The organism is Gemmatimonadota bacterium (assembly GCA_009841265.1).
Lineage (GTDB): Bacteria > JAAXHH01 > JAAXHH01 > JAAXHH01 > JAAXHH01 > JAAXHH01.
On record VXMB01000007.1, the window covers coordinates 67,827 to 84,125 of the forward strand.

The window sequence follows — 16,299 nt, forward strand, 5'->3', positions numbered from 1 at the left end:
TCCGCGCACGAAACGGACGTTCCGGGATTACCTGGGCATCTCGGCCCGCGGTTTCTGCATGGGGGTGGCCGATGTTGTGCCCGGCGTGTCCGGAGGGACGATGGCCTTCATACTGGGCGTATACGAAGAGTTGCTCGACGCCGTGCACGCCGTCAACGCCAGGTTTCTGCGTTCGCTGGTGACCTTCCGGTTCGGCGATGCCTTCGACGGTTTCCCCCACCGGTTCCTGATCGCCCTCGTCACCGGCATCTTCGTGGCCATATTCAGCCTGGCCCAGTTCTTCGCGTGGGCCCTCGAACACCATCCCGTCCACGTCTGGGCCTTTTTCTTCGGACTGGTGCTGGCGTCAATCATCACGGTGCGGGTGAAGGTGTCTCGCTGGACCGCGAAGGAAGCACTCGCCTTGCTGCTGGCGGCCGTGGCCGCATTCGTCCTGGTGGGCGCCGTTCCGGTCGAGACGCCCTCCGCCGCCTGGTTCGTCTTCCTGAGCGGGGCGATCGCGATCTGCGCGATGATCCTGCCCGGCATATCGGGCTCGTTCATCCTGGTCATCCTGGGGAAATACCAGTACATGCTCACCGCCGTGGTCGAGCGTAATTTCCTGCCCATCCTCATCTTCGGGTGCGGCGGGATCCTGGGACTGGTCTTCTTCGCGCGGGTGCTCAGGTGGCTGTTGCGCCGCTGCCATGACGTGACCGTGGCGGCCCTCATCGGCCTCATGGCCGGTTCATTGCGCAAGATCTGGCCGTGGAAGGAAGTCGACGAGAACGTCCTGCCCGCTTCGCTGTCGGGAGATGTCCTGCTGTCCATCGGCCTGGGTATCGCGGGCTGCGCGATCGTAGTGATCATCGAGCGGATCGCGGCCAGGCGACCCGCAGGAGACACGGTAGACTAGCAAACGGTAGACCAGCACACGGAAGGCCAGCACACGGAAGGCCAGCACACGAATGACCAGCACCTTGACCGAAATCACCTCACCTGCCGGCGGCCTCTGGCGCGACGCCCTGCGCCGCTATATGAAGAACAAGCTGTCCGTCGCCGCGGGGATCATCATCATCGTCATCACCTTCATGGCCGTCTTCGCGCCCTGGGTCTCGCCGTCCCACTATTCCGAGGCCAATTTCGACGAAGCGTGGCAGTTTCCGTCCTGGACTCACCCCATGGGCACGGACAGCATCGGCCGGGACTACTTCAGCCGGATCGTGTACGGCGCCCGGATCTCGCTCATCGTGGGGTTCGTCGCGCAGATGATCTCCCTGCTGATCGGCGTGCCGCTGGGCGCCATCGCCGGGTTCAAGGGGGGCAAGGCCGATTACATCGTCATGCGCCTGGTGGACGTCATGTCGGTCTTCCCCAGCCTGCTTTTCGCCATACTGATCATGGCCTGGCTGGGCAGCGGGTTGAGCAACGTGCTGTTCGCCATCGGCGTGACCGGCTGGGTGGGCGTATGCCGCCTGGTCCGCGCGCAGTTCCTGTCGCTGCGGGCTTCCGACTTCGTCCGTGCCGCCCGGTCCATGGGCGCCTCCAACGTGCATACCATCGTGCGCCACATGCTGCCCAACGCCCTCAGTCCCATCATCGTCGGCCTGGCCATGGGCATCCCCCAGGCCATCTTCGCCGAGGCAGGACTGAGTTTCCTTGGACTGGGCATCAACCCGCCTACGCCGAGCTGGGGACAGATGGTCAGCAGCCACCTGCCCAACGTGATCTACTACTGGCACCTCGCCCTCTTTCCGGTATTCATGATCGCCCTGGTCATGCTTGGATTCTCGCTCATCGGCGACGGCCTGCGCGACGCCCTCGACCCGAGGATGAACGAGTAGGGCTTCCCGCCCTATGGCAGGTGCAACATGCGAATCAAGACCGGCATTTCGATGTTAAGGCGTTCGAGATTACTGATCCTCGTCGCGGGTATGGCCTGGTCGGCCTACGGCCTGATAGATACCCTCTTCGCCGAAACCGAACCGCGTCACGTCAATTCCATCGGCGTGCCGCTCCCCGGGGACGCCCTTCCTCCCGAACAACAGGTCATCCGCGTTTTCTCCGAGTCACGGCCCTATAACGAGTGGTTCCGGACGGTTTACAAGGGCGCCGCGGGGAAGTACATCATCGCCGAACCCCTGACCCGCACCAACCGTAATTTCGAGTTGCGGGGCGGCGCGGCGGAACGATGGGAGGTGTCGGACGACGGGCTGGACTGGACCTTCTACCTGCGGCCGGGGCTGCAGTGGAGCGACGGCCGGCCGTTGACGGCGCACGACTACGTCTTCTCCCTGCGCCGCGGCGCCGATCCGGAAAACGCCTACGACTTCGGGTGGTACTACCAGCCGATCCGGAACTGGCAGGCCGTCGTCGCCCGCACGGTGCCGGTGGACTCCCTTGGGGTGTGGGCATCCAACGATCTGACCCTCCACATCGCGACCGAAGAGACCACGCCCCACCTGCCTCTGCTGTTGACCTACTCGTGGGTATCGCCCGAACACACGGTGCGCAAGTATGGCGACACGTGGTCCACCCGGCCGGAAACCTGCGTGTCTTCCGGTCCTTTCATCATGGTGGAATGGATAAAAGGCGAGCGGATGGTCTACGAGGCCAATCCCATGTACCGCGGGGTCGACAAGCCCTATCTGGAAAGGTTGATCTACAAGATGTTCAACCTGACCACGCCGCCTCCGAGGATACCGGCATACGAAGCCGGAGAGATCGATTTCACCGAGGTGGAGAACCAGGCGGAATTGGCTCGCCTCCTTTCCGACGACGCACTGAGCGACCAGGTCCATACCTGGCCCAATTTCTGGACCCATTACCTGTTTTTCGACGTGACGCAGCCGCCGTTCAACGACCGGAGGGTCCGGCTCGCGCTGAGCCTCGCCATCGACCGGGACGCCATATGCCGTTCCGCGCTGAAGGGGTTCGCCATTCCCGGCTACGCCATGCTGCCGCCCGGATTCCCGGCCTACTCCGACGATGCTTACGCGGAAAGCCAGGGTTATGACCCGGAACGCGCCCGACAGCTGCTTGCGGATGCGGGGTATCCGGATGGTCGCGGCATTCCCGAACTGGACATGTGGCTGCGGAACGAGATCGTCATGCACCGTGACGCGGCGGAGGGGATCCAGGCGATGCTGCAGCGGAACCTGAACATAGAGGTCGAAGTACGCAACGTGGAGAACAAGGTCTTCATGGACGGCCTGAACAACCACACCCTGGCCTTCGGAATGGTACCCTACGAATTTGATTTCGTGGATCCCAGCAATCTCCTGGGACTTTGGCGGTCGAACGGGCGGCACAACTGGAACAACGCCGCTTTCGACGAACTGATGACCGAGGCCGAGGCCGAGGTCAGGGACCCGCGCCGTCGGATTTCACTGTACAAGGAAGCCGAGAGGCTGCTGGTGGAAGACGTGGCCGGCGTGTTCCTCTGGCACCGGCAGCGCGCGCAGGTGTGGAAGCCCTACCTTAAAGGTTCGGCGCTTGAACCGAACGCGGCAGGTTACCGGACGTGGCGGGGCGACCAGGTGATGAGTTCCTCCATCACCTTTTACCTGGCGGAAGACGAACCGGGACTTGCCCTGCCTGCTCGGAGATAGTGAGGCCAGGACCGGAGCGCTGAAGGCGCGGCGAATCGCGGCAAGCCGGAGCGCGGAAGGAGTCCGACATGATACTCAACCAGTACTACCTGGGCTGTCTCGCCCATGCGTCCTATTTCCTCGGGGACGAATCATCCGGCGTCGCGGCCGTCGTGGACCCGCAGCGCGACATCGGCCAGTACATCGAAGAGGCCGAAGCCCGGAACATGACCATCGACCATGTCTTCCTGACGCACTTCCACGCGGACTTCGCCGCGGGCCACCTGGAACTGAGAGACCGCACCGGCGCCATGATCCATCTCGGCGCGCGCGCCGAGGCGGACTACCCCTTCGAGGCGATGAGGGACGGCGGCGGCATGGGGCTGGGCGCGATTCGGCTCGCGTTTCTCGAGACGCCCGGGCATTCTCCCGAGTCCGTCTGCATCCTGGTCTTCGATCCCAATGAGGCGGCCTCGCCTTACGCCGTGCTGACCGGGGACACCCTGTTCATCGGCGACGTGGGCCGACCGGACCTGCGGGCCGCGCTCGGCTGGAAGGCCGAGGACCTCGCCAACCTGCTCTACGACTCCCTCCACGGGAAGCTGATCCCGGCGACTGTCGACGAGACGCTCGTCTATCCTGCGCACGGCGCCGGTTCGTTGTGCGGCAAGAACCTGAGTACGGACACGGTGTCCACCATGGGCGATCAGAAGAAGTACAACTACGCCCTGCAGCCCATGGACCGGGAGACCTTTACCCGCCTCATCACGACGGACCAGCCCGAGGCGCCTTCGTACTTCACCTACGACGCCGCGTTCAACGCGCAGGAACACGAAACGCTGGACCATCTGCTGAAGCGCAACCTGAACCCCCTTTCATTGGAGGAGGTGTTGCGCAAGGCGGAGGACGGCGCCCAGTTGCTCGACACGCGAGACGCCGCGGACTATGAGGGTGCGCACCTGAAGGGGAGCGTCAACATCGGCCTCGGGGGCCAGTACGCCAGCTGGGCGGGCACCCTGCTGCGGCGGGACCGGCCGATCGTGCTGGTCACGGAGTCGGGCGCCGAGGAGGAATCCGCCCTGCGGCTGGGCCGCATCGGCTTCGACCACATCGCGGGATACCTGAAGGGCGGCATGCACGCGCTGGATGAACGGCCCGACCTGCTTGGCCGGACCGACCGCATCACCGCGGCGGCGCTCAGGGACCGGCTGGACACGGAACGCCCGCCCCTGGTGCTCGACATCCGATCCGGCCAGGAACGCGCCGGCAAATCCATCCTGGGCAGCCTCCACGTTCCCCTGAACCACCTGGAAGAACGGCTGGGCGAGATCCCCACCGGCACTACGGTGGTCGTCCAGTGCGCCGGCGGTTATCGTTCCGCCATGGCGGCCAGCATCCTGAAGCGGAACGGTATCGCGGACGTGATGGACCTGGTCGGGGGCCTGGCGGCCTGGGAGGCCGTCCAGCATGAGACCGCGGAGTGATCCGGGGGATGGGCCCGTGGAGCGCAGACCGGGTCGGCTACGCAGACCGGGCCGGCCTCATTTATACATGGGTACGTTGAATTCCATGAGATCCCGCGCGACGCGGGTGGCGGGGAAGACCTTGCGCGCCTCGGCGGCCAGCGGCCCGTCCTGCATGTAGCGTGAACTGATATGGGTCAGCACGAGGCTGCCGACCTTCGCGCGCCGGGCGATGCGGGCGGCCTGCACGACCGTCGAGTGGTGCTTCTGCCGGGCCTGCGCCCGCAGGTCGTCGCTGAACATGCCGTCGTGGATCAGCACGTCCGCCTCGAGGGCGAGCGACACCACCTGGTCGCACGGCCGGGTATCCGTGGCGTACACGATCTTCCGGCCCCGCCGGGCGGGGCCCAGGACCTGGTCGGGCTCGATCACCCGTCCATCCCGCAGCGTCACGGCTTCACCGGCCTGCAGCCGCCCGTAGAGCGGTCCCGGCGGTATGCCCAGCTGCCGCGCTTCCTCGACCTGAAACTGACCGGGCCGCTCCCTTTCCTGGAAGGCGAACGCCAGCGTAAAGCAGCTGTGGTCCACGGGTACGGCCTCGACGAAGACCGTGTCGTCCTCGGCGACCAGGCCGCCTTTGGTCTCCGTGACGATCACGGGGAAGGGGCACTGGTGGCCCAGAAAGCGCCGGTTGCCTTCCACGAACTCTGAGATGCCCGGAGGTCCGTGAATGTGCAGAGCCCGTTCCCGCGGTATCTGCCCCATGGTCATCAGCAGGCCGGGCAATCCCATCACGTGGTCGCCGTGCAGATGGGAGATATAGATCCGTTCGATCTTGCTCAGGGGCAACTTCGCCCGGACCATCTGCGTCTGCGTGCCTTCCCCGCAGTCGAAGAGGAACACGCGGCCGTCGCACTGGACGGCCACGGACGGCAGGTTTCGCGTCAGGGTCGGAATGGCGCCTCCGGAGCCCAGGATAACGATGTCTATGGTCATGATGGAAGATGGATGGCCTTGTTTTCGGTAGGCACCTACGCCTGCCGCGCCTTGCAGATCGCGTCGGTCATGCGGACCACGCGGCTCATTTCCCTGACGTCGTGGACCCTGACGATGCTGGCGCCGTTGGCGACGCTTAGTGCGACCGCGGCCGCCGTGCCCTCCATCCGGTCGTCTTTCTCCGCGTCGAGCACACGGCCGATGAAGGACTTCCGCGACGGGCCGATCAGAATGGGACGATTCAGTCGCTGGAATGACGCCAGGGACCGGATCAGGAGCAGGTTGTCGCTGAGCCGTTTGCCGAAACCGATGCCGGGATCGATAATGATCCGCGATCTCCGGATGCCGTGCGCCACGGCATGGGCTATGCGGGCGTCCAGCCACTCGACGATTTCGCCCACGGTATCCTGGTAGCCGGGATTTCGCTGCATGTCCCGTGGTGTTCCCGCCGTATGCATGATTACCACGGGAACTCCTTCAGCGGCGACCGTCCCGGTCATATCCGGATCGGCGGTCAAGCCGCTGACGTCGTTCACCAACCGGGCCCCGGCGCCTATGGCCCTGCGGGCGACTTCCGCCTTCCGTGTATCGATGGACACCGGTTGTTCGATCCGGTCTTTCAATCTCTCAATGACGGGAATGACCCGCCGAAGTTCCTCCTCCGGATCGACCGGTTCCGCGCCCGGCCGGGTGGATTCTCCGCCCACGTCGATGACGTCCGCGCCTTCTTCGGCCAATCGCTGACCGTGCCGTACGGCAGCCAAAGGATCCCAGTACCGGCCGCCGTCATAGAAGGAATCCGGCGTGACGTTGAGGACGCCCATGACTCGTGTACGTTGCGAACAATCCCAGAGGAACCCGTCACCCTCGATGACCCGTTCATCATCCACGATCAGACTCCGGGTGCGGCCAGGGGAGGCTCCTTGAAAGGCGTGGGGGCCGGCGCCTTTTCATCGTCCGTACGGGCCTCCTCCGCCTGCCCCGCTTCATTCTTCGCGTCCTGCACCGATGCGGCTTCAGGCTTTACGGCCGGTTCCAGCGTTTTCCCCGCCAGCAACTGTTCCATCTGGGCCCTGTCCAGCGTTTCATGTTCGAGAAGGGCCTCGGCCATCCGGTGCAGGGCGTCTTCCCGCTTCGAAATGATGGTTTCCGCATGCTGCCGGCAGGTATCCAGGATGCTTCTCATGTCCTCGTCGACCTTCACGGCCGTCTTGTTGCTGTAATCCCGCTTCCGGGTGAGTTCCCGGCCCAGGAAAACTTCACCGTCCTGGTTGCCGAGGGCCAGGGGACCGAGTTCGCCCATCCCCCAGCCGCAGACCATGTGTCGCGCCAGTTCCGTGGCGCGCTTGATGTCGTCGCCGGCCCCGTTGAACGTGTCGCCGACCCCGATGCGTTCCGCCACCTGTCCGGCCAGCAGGCACGCGATCTGGCCCCGGCACCAGGCTTCCGAATACAGGTACTGGTCTTCCTCCGGAATGGAGTAGGTGATCCCGAGGGCCTGTCCGCGGGGAATGATGGTGACGCTGTGCGGAGAGTCGATCTCGGGGATCAGGGCGGCGGTCAGGGCGTGGCCGCTTTCGTGGTAGGCGACGGTCCTGCGCTCTTCTTCCGAGATGACCAGTTGGTGTTCCGAGCCCATGACGATGCGGTCCCTGGCGCGTTCGAGGTGCGACATGGCGATCCGCTTGTGATCTTCCCGCGCGGCGAGGAGGGCCGCCTCGTTCATGATGTTCTCCAGGTCCGCGCCCGACATGCCCGGCGTGAGCCTGGCCATGGTCTTCAGGTTCACGCACTCCGCCATCGGCTTGCCCTTTGCCTTGATTTCCAGGATCTGCTCGCGTCCCCGGACGTCCGGGCGGTCCACGGTGACGTGCCGGTCGAACCGTCCGGGCCGGAGCAGCGCCGGGTCCAGCACGTCGGGGCGGTTCGTGGCGGCGATGAGGACGACCCCGCTGTTCGGTTCGAAACCGTCCATTTCCACGAGCAACTGGTTCAGCGTCTGTTCCCGTTCATCGTGCCCGCCGCCCAGGCCCGCACCCCGGTGACGGCCCACCGCGTCCAGCTCGTCGATGAAGATGATGCACGGCGCGTTCTCCTTGCCCTGTTTGAACAGGTCCCGCACCCTGGACGCGCCGACTCCCACGAACATCTCCATGAAATCCGCGCCGCTCATGGTGAAGAAAGGAACGCCCGCTTCACCGGAAACCGCGCGGGCCAGGAGGGTCTTTCCCGTGCCGGGCGGACCCAGCAGGAGCACGCCTTTCGGAATGCGCGCGCCGAACCGACTGAACTTTTCCGGATGCTTGAGAAACGCCACGACCTCCTGCAGATCGCGCTTCGCCTCTTCGACGCCGGCCACTTCGCTGAATTTCACGCCTTCGCGCTCTCCCGTAAGCCTGGCCTGGCTCTTCCCCATGGAGAAGAGCCCCTTCTGGCCGCCCTGCATCTGGCGGAAGATGAGGATCCCCAGGCCGATGATGAGGAGCAGCGGCAGCCAGGTGACCAGGTGCGCATACCAGGGGCTCGACTTCGGCCGCGCGGTGATGGTTACGTCTCTTCGCACCAGTTCATCGATCAGTTCCGTGTCTTCGAAAGGAATCTCGACCTTGAATCGGGTCTCCATGGATTCCCGGCCGCCGGGCACGGGTGTACTGACCCCGTTTCTGAATTCGCCGACGATGGTCTTTTCGAGTATCGTAACGCTCAGGATGTTCCCGTTGGCCAGGTGGTCCCGGAAAGTGGAGTATCCGATTTCCATCCCGTCGGACCGGTTCCGGCTGAAGAACTGTACCAGCACCACCGACAGCAGGGCAAGGAGTACCCACATGACGATGGTGCGCGTACGGCGCGGTGCTTGCTGCCGGCCGCCTCGGTCCTGGCGCGGTGGGACGGGGCGTCGTCCCCGCGGCCCTTCCTTGTGCTGCCTGGAGTTCGTCATTTGAACTTGCTCGTCCCGAGTGCTTGTGTGTTGCGCCAATAAATAAGCGTGAGGATATGCGAGGCCGTATTCACGCCCGCATGCCCCCACGCTCAGGCATCCTGTTCATCGACCACGGCGATGTACGGCAGGTCCCGATACCGCTCGCCCCAGTCGAGGCCGTACCCTACGACGAAATCGCCCGGTATGTCGAAACCCCGGTAATCGATCGTCACGGGCGCACGGTGCGCCCCCGGTTTGACCAGCAGGGCGCATACCTTCAGGGACAACGGTTCCTGCTTCGTCAACACTTCCGTAAGATAGCCCAGTGTCAGCCCCGTGTCAACGATGTCCTCCACGATCACGGCGTGCCGTCCGCGGATGTTCACATCGAAGATTTCGGCCTTCACGACACCGGCGGAAACCTGCCCCGTCCCATAGGTTGAAGCGCGTACGAAGTCGATGGTGTGAGGTATCGTGATTTCCCGCATAAGGTCGGCGAGGAAGACCACGCACCCTTTGAGACATCCGATGAGTACCGGGTGCTTCTCCCGGTAGTCCGTGGAAAGCCGCGCACCGAGGCTTTTTACCTTCTCCGCGATCTGTTCTTCGGTGAGCAGGATTCTCATCACTTCGGATCTTTCACCATAAGCTCGGCGACCATCACCCGCCGGGTCTTCCCGGTGACCAAGCCCTCGTTGCTCTGCCGGTAGCCCGCCACCCAAAGGATCTGCGTACCGTCCGTGACGACCGGCACGCGGTCGCGCAAGAGCCGGGGCACGTCCCACTCGTTGAACAGCTTCTTCAGGGACTTGTGTCCCGCCAGGCCGAAGGGCGTCATGCGGTCACCCCGTTCGCGAGAACGCACGGTCCACGGCCGGCGCACGGCCGCCGCATCGAAAACGGCCCGATGGGCCGTCGCGTCGGGCGCGGTTTTCGCGGCCCCCTCCTCGACGTGGATCGACAGGTTCGTGCCCGGCACCTCCACCTTCCCGGGAACTTCCAGATTCAGTCGGAAAGGCGTTAACACACCTCGACACAAAACCAGTTCGGACTTGCGGCATTCCATGCGGATCCCGCAGGGCAGTTCATGGATCCGGCCGACCGGCCCCCTGCCGATCCATGCACGGGCATCCTCCACCTGGTCGAAACGCAGTCGCTCCTCGTTGCCGCCCAGGGTCCGGACCAGGCGCCGGACCAGGACCCGCTGAAGGGCGGGCGCCGCGTTCCCCCAGGCATCGAGGTCCACCCGAAGGATCTTCCCGTCCTCGTGCCGGGCATGATCGGCGAGGAACGTCGTCGCCTCTGCGTCCAGGTACTCCGCCTCGCCGCGCGTCACGTCGGCGAGGCGCGCCAGACCCTGCACGATGTGGGGATTGTACTCCCTTTGCAGCAAGGGTACCAGGTGGTGCCGGATCCTGTTACGGAGAACGTCCTGGTCCTCATTGGTGCGGTCGGTACGGTAGGTCAAGCCGTGCTTCCGCGCATATTCGGCGATCTCGCCGGCAGTGACGTCCAGCAGAGGCCGGATGACCCATCCGTCCCTGACCGGCCGGATGGCGGACAGCCCCGAACTGCCGCTGCCACGCAAGAGCCGCATCAATACCGTCTCGGCCTGATCGTCCGCCGTATGGCCGGTTGCCACGGCATCCGCATCCTGGTCCAGAAGCACCCTTCTCAGGAATCCGTATCGCACCTCGCGCGCGCCCTGCTCGACGGAACAGCCGTTTTCCCGGCAGTAGGCGGCGACGTCCGCCCGTTCCGCGACGCAGGGCAGGCCCAGTGACGCCGCGTAGTCCTTGACGAAGGCGGCGTCTTCCCGTCCTTCCCCGCCGCGGAGACCGTGGTCGAGATGCGCCGCCCCCAGTTCCATGTCCATCTTGCCGCGGAGGCCGTGCAGGACGTGCAGGAGGACCACCGAGTCCGCGCCGCCCGAAACCGCGGCGATCACCCGGTCGCCCGCCTTGACCATCCCGTGGCGCCGGACCGTATACTCGACTTTATGTTCCAAGTCTTTCGGCATGGGAAATCCCGGCATGAGGAATAGCGGGGGAGACATAATGAAAATGGCCTTCCGAGTGCAGAAAGGCCATGGAACATAGCGGCGCAGGGATTCGAACCCCGGACACTCGGATTATGATTCCGATGCTCTGACCAACTGAGCTACGCCGCCTCGAATCGAACATCCCAATATAGACCCGGACGGGTAGAGTGTCAAGGCAATTACCGGTACGTACAGCCGGCTCTATTGTGATTGTTATTGACCTGCGAATAGGGATGCATTACACATGTTTGTGCTAGATTTCACAGGCATTTCCGTCGAGGTGAGGATTGGCTGAAATCGATTCGAATACCGCCGCTGATCCGGTAGTCGATACCGAAGACGAAGGTCTCGTTCGGGGGCTCGGTCCCCTCGAAGCCACCACCATCATCGTGGGCGGCGTCATCGGTTCCGGCATCTTCCAGGCGCCGAGCGCCATCGCCTCCAACGTAGGCTCGCCGGGCATGAGCCTGCTCGTCTGGCTGGTCTGCGGTCTCCTCGCCCTGTGCGGCGGGCTCTGCATCGCCGAACTCGGCGCCATGCTGCCCCGGACCGGCGGCCAGTACGTCTACGTCCGCGAAGCCTACCGCAGGCGCTGGGTTACCTTCATCTACGGCTGGTCCGCCTTCTGGCTCGTGTGGCCGGTTTCCATCGCCGCCGTCGCCAACGTATTCGCCAATTACCTGGCCAGCGTGGTCAACATCATCACCGCCGACACGGGCGGCCAGGGCATCGTCCTGAGCGACGGCGCCCAGGCGGTGATCGCCTCGGCGTGCGTGTTGATCCTGATGATGATCAACGTGGTCGGCGTCCGATGGAGCGGCCGGGTCACCAACCTGTTTACCTTCATCAAGGTTGCCGCGCTTGGCGGACTCATCCTGCTGGGTCTGTTCATGGCCGAGAAGGGATCGATGGCCCATTTCTCGCCGCTGTTCGGCGGTGGCGGGACGGCCGTCGGCGGATTCGCACTGGGCGCTTTCGGCGCGGCCATGGTGACCGGCCTGTTCTCGTACGAAGGATGGACCTTCTCCAGTTACGTCGCCGGGGAGATGCGCGACCCGCGCCGCAATCTCCCGCTGTCGATCATCGTCGGCACGCTCTTCGTAATCGTGATCTACCTGGCGGCGAACTTCGTGTACATGCTGGTCCTGCCCTTCGAGCAGGTCCAGACCTCGCAGTGGATCGCGGCGGACGTGATGAAGGTCCTGCTGGGCGACGGGGGTGCCCTCTTCATCTCGATCGGCGTGATGTGTTCCACCTTCGGCGGGGTTAACGTCCACATGCTGGTGGCTCCCCGCCTGTTTTTCGCCCAAAGCAGGGACGGTCTTTTCTTCAAGGGGCTCAGCCGCGCACACCCGAGATTCCGCACACCGGCGGCATCCATTCTCGCCCAGGGCATTCTGGCCGCCCTGTTCGCGCTGACGCCGAGATTCGAGGATATCATCTCCTACGGTTCCTTCACTTCTTACTTTTTTTCCATCCTCGCGATCGCCGCGGTCATCGTGCTGCGCTTCAGCCGGCCCGACGCGAATCGACCTTACAGGACCTGGGGCTATCCGGTTACGCCCCTCCTCTTCCTCGCCGTCATATCCGGTTACCTTGTGTCTCTGCTGACTAACGTGGCGTTCATCTACAATACGCTCATCGGCCTGGCCATCGTCGCCGCCGGCTTTCCCTTCTACTTCTACTGGGAAAAGAAAAACAAAGGAAACTGAGGGATTTCATGCGGGATTTGCTGATCGTGGAACAGAATAACGTCATTCGCTACGATGACGTGTCACTCTCCCATCTCCAGGAGACCCTCGACGGCTCGAGGGGCCTGTTCTGGCTGGACATCGAGCAGATCACGGACGAAGACGCGGCGTTCCTGAGCGATTTCAAGGAGTTCGGCGTCCACCCCCTGTCGGTGAAAGCCTGCCGGGAGGTCTCCACCCGTCCCTATTCGGCGGTGTTTCCGGGACACCTGTTCATCGTCTTGCACGTGCAGGAGGGTCCGGACGCGCCGCTGGCCAAGTTGGGGTTCTTCCTGGCGCCCGACTACCTGGTTACCGTTCATGCCACCCCGCTGGCCTTTTTGCAGGAAGTCAAGGACCGGATCCAGCGGGATGCCCAGCTGATGCGGTCCACGGACCAGGCGGTCGGCCTGATCATGCAGACCATTGCTGACTGCCAGGACCCGCTGGTTGCCGAGCTTGTCGTGGAAACGATTCCACCGGATCAGGACCTGGAAGCCCAATGGATCTACGACAGGCAGCGCCGCCTGAACGACATGATCCATCTCGTAAAACCACAATGCGACATCGTCCACTCGCTATACGCCGGCGAGAAACTCTCCCTGCAGCCGGATGCGGTCGTCCAACTGCAGGACGCGTATCACCGGTTCAGGAATATGGCCGACGCGCTCACGCGCACCTGGGAAATGCTGAACGACGCGGCGATGGCCGCCCAGACGAAAGCCCTCAGGAGAATCGACGCCTCCTCGCGGCGCCTGACCTTCCTGGTCGCCCTGTTGCTTCCCGTGCTCGTCATAGCCGTCCTGCTCGGGATCGACGATCCCCCGATGAGCAACGTGGCCACGCCGGCGGTCGTGGGCATCGGCCTGGCGGTTTCATTGCTGGTCGCCATCGTGTTGGTCCTCACAGCGAGAAAGCGATAACGGACTTAAACTCCTCGAGGTACCGTTGAACCGTCGGCCAGTCATTCGTTCCCTCCTACGGGGTCTCCTATTACGGGGACTCCTCTTTACGGGCGTCGTATTTCACGCCGGCGACCCGGCCTTCATCTCCGCGCAGGACCGCCTGGTCATCGTCTCTCCGCACTGGGAAGGCATCCGCTACGAATTCACCCGGGGTTTCGACGCCTTTTACCGCGAAGAAACCGGCCGCGGGGTCGAGGTCGAGTGGATGGACGTGGGTGGGACTTCAGAGATCATCCGGTTCATAAAGTCCGAGTTCACCGGCAAGCCGGAAGGCATCGGGATCGACATGATGTACGGCGGGGGCAGCGATCCGTTCGTGGAACTGGCGCGCCTCGACCTCCTGGCGCCTTACCGCCTTCCCGATGACCAGTTGGACGGGCTGCTGGCCGAGGCGGGCGGATATCCGATATACGACGCGGAATACCGGTGGTACGGCGCGACAATGGCCGGGTTCGGCATCATGTACAACAAGCGGGTGGCGCAACTCGTGGAACTGCCCGTGCCGGAGACCTGGGAAGACCTGGCCGATCCCCGGCTCTACTCGTGGGTCGGCTCGGCCGATCCCCGGAAGAGCGGCAGCGCGCACGTGCCTTTCGAGATCATGCTGCAGGTCTACGGCTGGGAACGGGGCTGGCAGATCATTACCGCCCTGGGCGCCAACGCCCGGGGGTTCGCGAACTCGGGAAGCCAGGTGCCCAAAGACGTGACGTCCGGCGAAGTGGCCTACGGGATGGCCATCGATTTCTACGCCTGGGCACAGATCAACGCCGTGGGCCCCGAGATGATCGGATATACCATGCCGGACAATCTCACGATCCTGAACCCGGACGGCATTTCCATTCTGAAAGGCGCGCCCAATATGGCCGTGGCGCAGGCCTTCCTTCGCTATGTCCTGTCCGAAGCCGGACAGCGCCTGTGGATGCAGAAACCCGGTACGCCGGGCGGGCCGGAGCAGTTCCAGCTGAACCGGTTCACGGTGCTGCCCCGCCTCTACCAGCGCATCGATCCGGCGCACACTTCGGTCACTTTCAATCCCTTTGCGTGGAAATCGTCCTTCGTGTACGATGCCGTGAAAGGCGCTGCGCGGCGTCATATCGTCGACGACATGATCGGCGTCTTCGTCATCGACGCCCACGCGGCCCTGCAGCGAACATGGCGGCGCGCCATCGAAACGGGCGACGTGGAGCGTCTCCTGCCGTCGCTGGGCGCCGTACCGATCACGGAGGAGGAATCGCTGGCCCTGGACGACCGCTGGCGGGACCAGGCCTTCCGGAACCGGACCCTGCTCTCGTGGAGCCGGCTGGCGGCCGAGAAGTACGGATCGGGCGCGTCCGGCTGGGCCGGCGCCAGGTACCTGCTCTTCTCCGGCAGCGGCCTGGTACTGGCGGGGATGGTGCTTTACCTTTGGAGGTTGAAGCGGAGAAGCGGTTGAGGTACGGACGGATGCGTGATATTTCATACCCTGAATGGTTTTGCATATCTGGGGAGAACGAAGCATGGTCAGTCTGACCCTGCGGGGAATAACTCGAAAATTCGGTGACGTGACGGCGGTCGACGACGTGTCGGTGGAGATCGCCGGAGGTGAACTGTTCTTTCTCCTGGGCCCATCCGGCTGCGGAAAGACGACGCTCCTTCGATTGATCGCCGGGTTCTACGCGCCCGACGCGGGAAGCATCCTGTTCGACGACAAGGACGTGACGAGGACGCCGCCCCACCGGCGGAACACGGGCATGGTGTTCCAGAACTACGCGCTCTGGCCGCACATGTCCGTCTGGGAGAACGTGGCCTATGGACTCGTCCTGCGCAAGATCCCGTCATCGGAGCAGAACGACCGCGTCTCGGAAGCCCTGAAGATGGTGCGGATGGATCCCTACGGGCAGCGGTCGCCGAACCAGTTGTCCGGCGGCCAGCAGCAGCGCGTGGCCCTCGCCCGCGCCCTCGTGATCCGGCCCGACGTGGTGCTGCTCGACGAGCCTTTGTCCAACCTGGACGCCCGGCTTCGCCTGGAAATGCGCGATGAGATCCGGCGGATCCACGATGAGACCGGCACGACGATGATCTACGTGACCCACGACCAGAAGGAAGCCCTTTCCATGGCGGACCGCGTGGCCGTGATGGATATGGGGGCCGTGGCCCAGACCGGGGAGCCGCGTTCGATCTACGATCGGCCCGCGAACGCGTTCGTGGCGGATTTCATCGGAGAGACGAATTTCGTGGCCGGCCGGTTGACGCGTTCGGAGCTTCCCCTGGCCGTCGAGACCGCGGTCGGCGTCCTCCATTCGACGGTCGAACCCGTCGAGGACCTGTCGCCGGGCGACGAAGTGGTCTGCTCCGTCCGGCCCGAGGCCATCCGTGTTTCGGATCCGGACACCGCCGCCGGCGAAGACGCCGCCACCGGCGAGGACGAGAACGAGGAGGAGAACGTGATGGACGGCGTCGTGCGGCAGACCGTCTACCTAGGCGACCACGAGCAGTATTCGGTCCGTCTGGACGACGGCACGCCGATGAAGCTGGTGGACCACCGTCCCGGCCGGCGGCTCGCCGGCCCCGGTGCGCCGGTCCGGTTGAAATGCGACGCGTCACAGGTCGTGGTGCTCGGGAAACCGGGATAGCGG

13 protein-coding genes and 1 tRNA gene are annotated in these 16,299 nt (G+C 64.1%); 8 read left to right on the forward strand and 6 right to left on the reverse strand.

Features of this window, described 5'->3' with window-relative positions:
- Window positions 1-37 precede the first annotated feature (37 nt).
- The 4 genes from F4X08_01995 (at window position 38) to F4X08_02010 (ending at window position 5,053) form a co-directional block, all read left to right on the forward strand.
- Window positions 38-895: a DUF368 domain-containing protein gene (locus F4X08_01995; protein ID MYD24567.1), complete on the forward strand. Its 858-nt coding sequence runs from the start codon at window positions 38-40 to the stop codon at window positions 893-895.
- Between the two features lie 52 nt (window positions 896-947).
- Window positions 948-1,823 (forward strand): ABC transporter permease, encoded by an 876-nt coding sequence (locus F4X08_02000; GenBank protein ID MYD24568.1) that lies wholly within the window; start codon window positions 948-950, stop codon window positions 1,821-1,823.
- 27 nt (window positions 1,824-1,850) lie between these two features.
- The gene (locus F4X08_02005) at window positions 1,851-3,590 is read left to right on the forward strand and encodes a peptide ABC transporter substrate-binding protein (protein MYD24569.1); all 1,740 of its coding nucleotides are present in this window, start codon (window positions 1,851-1,853) and stop codon (window positions 3,588-3,590) included.
- A 68-nt stretch (window positions 3,591-3,658) separates the two neighbouring features.
- Window positions 3,659-5,053: an MBL fold metallo-hydrolase gene (locus F4X08_02010; GenBank protein MYD24570.1), complete on the forward strand. Its 1,395-nt coding sequence runs from the start codon at window positions 3,659-3,661 to the stop codon at window positions 5,051-5,053.
- Window positions 5,054-5,110: 57 nt separating this feature from the next.
- On the opposite strand, the gene rnz is transcribed toward F4X08_02010, so the two are convergent.
- From rnz to F4X08_02040, 6 genes are all read right to left on the reverse strand, one after another.
- On the reverse strand, window positions 5,111-6,028 hold the full coding sequence (rnz, locus tag F4X08_02015) for a ribonuclease Z (protein ID MYD24571.1): 918 nt from the start codon (window positions 6,026-6,028) through the stop codon (window positions 5,111-5,113).
- A 35-nt stretch (window positions 6,029-6,063) separates the two neighbouring features.
- The gene (gene folP / locus F4X08_02020; GenBank protein MYD24572.1) at window positions 6,064-6,852 is read right to left on the reverse strand and encodes a dihydropteroate synthase; all 789 of its coding nucleotides are present in this window, start codon (window positions 6,850-6,852) and stop codon (window positions 6,064-6,066) included.
- A 68-nt stretch (window positions 6,853-6,920) separates the two neighbouring features.
- Entirely contained in the window at window positions 6,921-8,966 is a 2,046-nt protein-coding gene (gene hflB / locus F4X08_02025) for an ATP-dependent zinc metalloprotease FtsH (protein ID MYD24573.1), read from the reverse strand.
- A 92-nt stretch (window positions 8,967-9,058) separates the two neighbouring features.
- On the reverse strand, window positions 9,059-9,574 hold the full coding sequence (gene hpt / locus F4X08_02030; GenBank protein MYD24574.1) for a hypoxanthine phosphoribosyltransferase: 516 nt from the start codon (window positions 9,572-9,574) through the stop codon (window positions 9,059-9,061).
- Complete coding sequence (tilS, locus tag F4X08_02035) at window positions 9,574-11,004, reverse strand: tRNA lysidine(34) synthetase TilS (protein ID MYD24575.1); 1,431 nt, start codon at window positions 11,002-11,004, stop codon at window positions 9,574-9,576. The genes hpt and tilS overlap by 1 nt, the downstream gene beginning before the upstream one ends.
- A 40-nt stretch (window positions 11,005-11,044) precedes the next feature.
- A tRNA-Met gene (locus F4X08_02040) sits at window positions 11,045-11,118 on the reverse strand.
- A gap of 158 nt (window positions 11,119-11,276) precedes the next feature.
- On the opposite strand from F4X08_02040, the gene F4X08_02045 reads away from it, so the two are divergent.
- From F4X08_02045 to F4X08_02060, 4 genes are read left to right on the forward strand one after another with little or no spacing between them, the layout of a single operon-like run.
- A complete protein-coding gene (locus F4X08_02045; protein MYD24576.1) occupies window positions 11,277-12,701 on the forward strand; it encodes an amino acid permease in 1,425 nt (474 codons plus the stop codon).
- 8 nt (window positions 12,702-12,709) lie between these two features.
- Window positions 12,710-13,642 (forward strand): hypothetical protein, encoded by a 933-nt coding sequence (locus F4X08_02050; protein MYD24577.1) that lies wholly within the window; start codon window positions 12,710-12,712, stop codon window positions 13,640-13,642.
- A 25-nt stretch (window positions 13,643-13,667) separates the two neighbouring features.
- Window positions 13,668-15,116: an extracellular solute-binding protein gene (locus F4X08_02055; GenBank protein MYD24578.1), complete on the forward strand. Its 1,449-nt coding sequence runs from the start codon at window positions 13,668-13,670 to the stop codon at window positions 15,114-15,116.
- A gap of 34 nt (window positions 15,117-15,150) precedes the next feature.
- A complete protein-coding gene (locus F4X08_02060) occupies window positions 15,151-16,296 on the forward strand; it encodes an ABC transporter ATP-binding protein (GenBank protein MYD24579.1) in 1,146 nt (381 codons plus the stop codon).
- Window positions 16,297-16,299: the final 3 nt, after the last annotated feature.

Bases quoted from the DNA above. Each gene is read 5' to 3' on its own strand.
- F4X08_02010 (MYD24570.1), top strand. From the start codon at position 3,659: ATGATACTCAACCAGTACTACCTGGGCTGTCTCGCCCATGCGTCCTAT.
- F4X08_02005 (MYD24569.1), top strand. From the start codon at position 1,851: ATGCGAATCAAGACCGGCATTTCGATGTTAAGGCGTTCGAGATTACTG.
- F4X08_02000 (MYD24568.1), top strand. From the start codon at position 948: ATGACCAGCACCTTGACCGAAATCACCTCACCTGCCGGCGGCCTCTGG.
- F4X08_02060 (MYD24579.1), top strand. From the start codon at position 15,151: ATGGTTTTGCATATCTGGGGAGAACGAAGCATGGTCAGTCTGACCCTG.
- tilS (MYD24575.1), bottom strand. From the start codon at position 11,004: ATGTCTCCCCCGCTATTCCTCATGCCGGGATTTCCCATGCCGAAAGAC.
- F4X08_02050 (MYD24577.1), top strand. From the start codon at position 12,710: ATGCGGGATTTGCTGATCGTGGAACAGAATAACGTCATTCGCTACGAT.
- hflB (MYD24573.1), bottom strand. From the start codon at position 8,966: ATGACGAACTCCAGGCAGCACAAGGAAGGGCCGCGGGGACGACGCCCC.
- hpt (MYD24574.1), bottom strand. From the start codon at position 9,574: ATGAGAATCCTGCTCACCGAAGAACAGATCGCGGAGAAGGTAAAAAGC.
- rnz (MYD24571.1), bottom strand. From the start codon at position 6,028: ATGACCATAGACATCGTTATCCTGGGCTCCGGAGGCGCCATTCCGACC.
- folP (MYD24572.1), bottom strand. From the start codon at position 6,852: ATGGGCGTCCTCAACGTCACGCCGGATTCCTTCTATGACGGCGGCCGG.